A 6000-nucleotide genomic window follows, 5' to 3' on the forward strand; every position below is an offset into this window, starting at 1 on the left:
GTCTAGCTTAAATTAATAACATGATTTCCACATACGCTATAAAATAACCCACATTTTATTAACATTTAGAAGTAAGTTATAGACATAATTCAGTAAATCAACATTATTAACAAAAAACATTCTGATTTTAAGTAGATTTATATATAAAACGTTTATATATAAATCTTTGAGCTATTTTATTGTACACATTTGGACAATATTATTAAGATATCCACTGAATTAATATATATATTTACGATTTTTAGTAGATTAAATGTCAGTAAGAGAACGAATGTTCAGAAAAAAGTAAAGCGAAATTGTGAATTACTGATTATATTTTAGGAATTTTGTATAGAAGTGTATAAAAAAAGAGAGGTATTCTAACTCGAATTTAAGAATCTCTCTCTCTTATGTTTGGATAGTACGAATATAATTTCTAATTTCAGCACGAATAGCCCTCCTTCTTTGATTTTTCAAAAAAGGAGAGCATGTAATTTTACATTGCAGGAAGCAGCTGATCTACCGTGCATGGTGTTTCACTATTTTTACGGTAATAAGCTTCTAAGGAATGAAGAAAATCGATTAAATTAAAGTCTTTAGGAACTTCAATTACGCGGATTTTTTCCTTAGGCAATCTATCTATTTTTTCAATGAACAGTTCGCGAATATCACTTGGAATATGATTTTCTTTATGGCCATGAGATTTTAATAATTCACGAATTTTAATTTCTAATGCAATATATGCGTTAACATTTACTCCTTGCTCAAAAGCATACTTCCTAAATAGTGTTTCTTCTTGATACTGCATATAATTACGATGGTATGCTTCTTCAGTCACAGGAACCGCATATGTAGCATGAAGAAGGTCATGCGCTTTACAGAATAACTTCTTAACATTTTGTAATGAATATATAGCGAAGTGAGTACCAAATTTAAATACCGCATCTTCTTGTTTCTCTCTCGGCACATTATGTGTAATCAGAGAATAAATACCTGTTTTAGCAGCCGTATCTAATACGCGATATTGAGAAGACTGCTTTAATAATTTGCTTAGTGTATAAACAAGGTTTTTAGGGAAACCCTCTTGTCTATCAATCATTTCACGTAATCCACGAATCACTTGGCGGATTTGACGATGACAGGAATGTTTTAAGACATTTACAAATTGGTTTATATCTTTTGTAAATTCTGCAATATTCATTTCAACTAATGATTCTTCAATGAACTTAGCTTTACGTTTATATGTAAGTCTTGGTGTAAATGGATCGCGATACTCTTCCCCTATTTCCTTATTACACAGGAAATCAGGGTGTACAGATAAATGCAGTGTTGTATACTGCTTTTTATTCTTTTTCCCTTTTTCTAATTTGCAAATTTTAAACAAAGAAGATCCAGTAGCAGTTGATTTAGTTGTTAATTCAGCCATTACAGAACGTATCTGATGTGGGTATTTCTTATGTAAGAAGCGATACATACCGCCAAAATGAGTCTGTTGTCCTTGTTCATCAAATTTGTATAGTGAACGTTTCAAAGTAGTTTCTCGTTTTTGCTGCATTGCGATATCAATAAATAGCTTTTTAGCAGCAATGGATAAATCGAAGAACTCTTTTGTAAATACAATTGGGCTGATAAACGTGTAAGGATTCGCTTTATTCGTTTCCTTGTTCATAAAATCAGTTAATGTAATTTTATATTTACCACTGTATTCATTCTCAATTTCAATGATGTTGTGTAAGCTAAGCTTTTTCAACGCAACATAGAATTGCGAATGATGAATATGTGCAAATACTTCTTTATAGTTTTTGTAGTCCTCCCAAAGCATGTGAATGGAAACATGAGAAAGTTCACCATAGGTATTACATTTTTTATGTAGAAATAGAAATACTTCTAGATCTGCATTAGTAATACCATATAGCTTATGCTTTCTACCATTTGCTTTAGTGAAGAGATTTTTCATTTGAAGTGAAAAAGATGGTTTGGCTTTTTCAACAAACCCTTCTTCATCTGCAATTCGTTCCTCGTAAGACATTGAATTTACGATATCTTCTAGATATGTATCTTTAAAGCTATAGTATTTGCCTTCTAAAGCTTCCACTAATTTTTGCCATGCTTTAATTGTTACTAATACTGGAGTTGTTGTTTCACCATTTAAACTACGTTTGTTCTTTATAACGAAAGGTTTAGCCATCTTTTTCACCTCCTCTTATTATGAGTTTCAGTTTTTACCTAAATAGGATATAAAAATTCAATTTTGATTATATCAAATCGAATCTTGGTGAAATGTGTCTCTTTAAGAGGAAAATCAAAAATGTGAAACGCAGCCTCAGCCTTAGAGGCACAAGGGATTCAACGTTTCACAAAAAAAATCTTTTGGCCACCATAAAGCTATAAGGTATTTTGAATATGAAACGTATCTGAAATGAATGAAACAGCACATAAACCTTGATATGATAGGTTTTTTAGTACTTTTGTCTAAAAGTTGTTGCCATCATATAGCTATAACGTTTCATATTTTGAAATGACTAAATAATGTGTAGAATTCATTCATAAATGTTGTGGTATAGCGTTTTCATGTTAATTTACGTCAAGGGACTATTGCCATCATATAGCTATATACGTTTCATGTTTTTTTTAGATTGTTGCCATCATAAAGCTATGGCGTTTCATGTTTGAAATCAATGTTTCATTGCGCTTGAAATGTACCTAAACCCTTGTTACATATGGATTCATAGGTTTTTTTAAAAAAAAGTTGTTGCCATCATATAGCTATAGCATTTCATTGGGATTTTTTAGTTTTTTTAAAGAATGGCTTTATATCAATGTTTAGCACTAATTTAAATAAAAAATATTTTTTTTATATGAACAGATTTTAGTGCGTTTATGTTTCAGATTTAAAGAGTTGTTGCCACCATATAGCTATAACGTTTCAAGTTTTTAATAGTAACTGCCACAATGTAGCTATGATGTTTCATAAAAGTAAAGGTATTCGTGCCGATATATGGAATAACGTTAATTCTTGTTAAATGAAATCCAAAAATTCATTGGTATTTCTTGTTCAGAATATACTTGCCATCATAAAGCTAAAGCGTTTCAAGTCTTTAATAGTACTTGCCACAATGTAGCTAAGGGGTTTCATAAAAGTAGAGGTATTCGTGCGGATATATAGAATAACGTTAATTCTTGTTAAATGAAATCCAAAAATTCATTGGTATTTCTTGTTCAGAATATACTTGCCATCATAAAGCTAAAGCGTTTCAAGTCTTCAATAGTACTTGCCACAATGTAGCTAAGGGGTTTCATAAAAGAGAGGCATTCGTGCTGATATATGGAATAACGTTAATTCTTGTTAAATGAAATCCAAAAATTCATTGGTATTTCTTGTTCAGGATATACTTGCCATCATAAAGCTAAAGCGTTTCAAGTTTTCAATAGTAACTGCCACAATGCAGCTATAATGTTTCATAAAAGTAGAGGTATCTGTGTCGAAGTATGAAATAACGTTAATGCTTGTGAAGTGGAAATCAACAGTTTATCGGTATTTTTTGTTTCGAATATACTTGCCACTATAAAGCTAAAACGTTTCAAGTTCTAAGGAGTACTTGCCACAATGTAGCTATGACGTTTCATAAAAGTAAGGGTATTTGTATCATTGTATAGAATGATACAAATACTTTTTTAGATGAAACCAGCAAATCATCGATGTTTCTTGGTAAGAAAGTAATTGTTATCATAACGCTATAATGTTTTATTTCATTTGTAAGAAAAGGGACAATTATGTTTCACTTTAAAAGTATGATTTACACTATTTAATACCGAATGGGTTTCCCGCATGGAGATTGTAGTGTAAAGTAGTAATTTTACAAATAAGTACAGTCTTATATAATACAAGTACAAGAATGTTTACTTGATAGGACAAATACTGTTCGATAAATCATTTCTCGATATAGATTATTCTGATAACGTTTCAACTTATATGCTATGTTGCCACCATATAGCTATAACGTCTCAAGTTCTATAATTTATAATTCTAATTGGTGGGAACTTAGTAAGGAGGTTTTTGAATATGGAGAAAGTATTAGTGTTGTTTAGCGATGCCCTTTTACTTGCTGCACCAATGTATGAAAAGAACACGCAGCTATGGGAAAAGTGGAATAGATATTATGAGGAAGTACAGGGAAATCATGACAAAGTAGTAACTTCAGCTAATATATCCCCTTCATTTTCAGCTCTTGTCTCTTGGTTAGGCCAGAAACAAGAACAAGGGATTTCATTATTGCATATATACGCAAATCTAGATAAATATAAAATTGAGATTCGAAATGTACTCGATAAAATAATAGAGCAAGAATTTGGAGGTACGTCTGAAGAAGTTGAAACGTCTATAATATCTAATACAACCGATGAAAAGTTAAAAGAGCATTCAATTGATCTACAAGAGGATTACTATCCTGTAAGTAATGATGCGGTATATTATCAACTACGAGATGGTATAGCCAAGAATCACTTTGAAGAAGATGAAGTAGGAGCAGTATCTGTTTTACCATTAGAAACTAAAAATACAAGCGGAGTTGCTCAGCTATCATCACACAAGGATGAAGATTTAAGGCTAGTAAACACCAATGAAGCAGAAAGATGGTCAATACTAGTCGATGGTGTTATTAGTAACATGGATGATCTTACCGCAGACTGTTTAGATACAATTACAATACAGTGGTTGAATCAAGCGAAATCTCCAGATGATTTTATTGATTTCAGCTATGAAAATGTACTAGATATGTGTAATATTCCAAAAGCATCAGCAAATGGTATAGAGTATTATCGTGCAGAAGATAAAATTAAAATTGCACAACGTATAGCTGCTTTGGCGAGTATCTTTATTTATTTAAATGACGATAATGAAGTCGTGGTTTTAAATGATCGTGCAGAAACTGGTGAGCAATTTGAAATGAAACGTGAAATAATTAAAAGACTTTTCGTTTTAGATTCTGTAGTTCTTTGGAGAGATAAAAATACCAATGATTACGTAGGTATTGAATCTTGTAGAATAAAGCCAGGTAGCTTTTTGTCGATGTATTTATACGGATCTAGTAGCACAACAGCGTTATTATCTAAAAAAGCATTGGAGTATAATAGTTATCGACACAAATTCCACAAGCGACTAATTCGCTATTTATCTTGGCAATGGAGAATTCGACAACAGTACAGTAATTTAAAAAGACCATATTCAATTGATGGAGAAAAAGGACTATTGTCTGTTATGGGGATTAATATAGCTAAGGGACGCCCCCACCGTATTCGTGAGCAATTAGAAAATGTATTAATAGATTTAGAAAAAGAAAAAGTTATTTCACATTGGGAGTACGCTGAGGAAATTGATGAATCAAGAATTGGAGAACGGAACTGGTTTAAGAATTATTACTCAAAATTAGGAATCATCATTTTACCACCAAAAGAGTTAATGGATAATATCGGGAGTTTGGCAAAGAAAAAGGTAATTGATACTCCGGATAAGCAAGAAAATAATGTGATTATAAATACGATAGCTCATAGTACAGTAAGTACTGAGGAGCTAATTAGAGAGAAAATTATGCACCAACATATGCATCAAAATAGAACAATGCGCGAAATAGCAGATGAGTTAGGCTTATCCCCTGCTACACTATCGAGATTCTGTAATAAGAAAATGAAACGGATTTCAAACAGTGTTAATGATAAGTTAACAAAATGGTATGAAAGACAAATGATAATCGAGTCTATGTAAGCAAAAAAGAGGAAACCACTTTGATGATATGATCCCCTTATAGTAGACAGGAAAAAGAAAGCACATTAACCTGTTTACTATGGAGGGGATTTTTTCATGGGAAAAATTAGAGTCACTTACGATGTAGAATTTAAGAAACAAGCTATAGATTTATACTTAAAAGAAGGCATGAGCTATAAAACCATTGCGAAAGAATTAGGTATTCATCACTCGGTTGTAAGTCGTTGGGTGAAACACTTTGAAGCTGAAGGAATCAAAGG

3 protein-coding genes are annotated in these 6000 nt (G+C 31.7%); 2 read left to right on the plus strand and 1 reads right to left on the minus strand.

Annotated features, from left to right (window positions below; all coding sequences use genetic code 11):
• Positions 1-475 precede the first annotated feature (475 nt).
• Entirely contained in the window at positions 476-2167 is a 1692-nt protein-coding gene (locus AC1DS7_RS27285) for a hypothetical protein (RefSeq protein WP_199627328.1), read from the minus strand.
• Between the two features lie 1875 nt (positions 2168-4042).
• Between AC1DS7_RS27285 and AC1DS7_RS27290 the strand changes: the two genes are divergently transcribed.
• The gene (locus tag AC1DS7_RS27290) at positions 4043-5740 is read left to right on the plus strand and encodes a helix-turn-helix domain-containing protein (RefSeq protein WP_002191654.1); all 1698 of its coding nucleotides are present in this window, start codon (positions 4043-4045) and stop codon (positions 5738-5740) included.
• Positions 5741-5836: 96 nt separating this feature from the next.
• A partial coding sequence (locus AC1DS7_RS27295; RefSeq protein WP_476999334.1) for a transposase occupies positions 5837-6000 on the plus strand: 164 nt, incomplete at its 3' end.

This window comes from Bacillus sp. P4_E1 (assembly GCF_056401715.1).

Coding starts and splice junctions, on each gene's coding strand:
- AC1DS7_RS27285 (WP_199627328.1), bottom strand. CDS start 2,167: ATGGCTAAACCTTTCGTTATAAAGAACAAACGTAGTTTAAATGGTGAA.
- AC1DS7_RS27290 (WP_002191654.1), top strand. CDS start 4,043: ATGGAGAAAGTATTAGTGTTGTTTAGCGATGCCCTTTTACTTGCTGCA.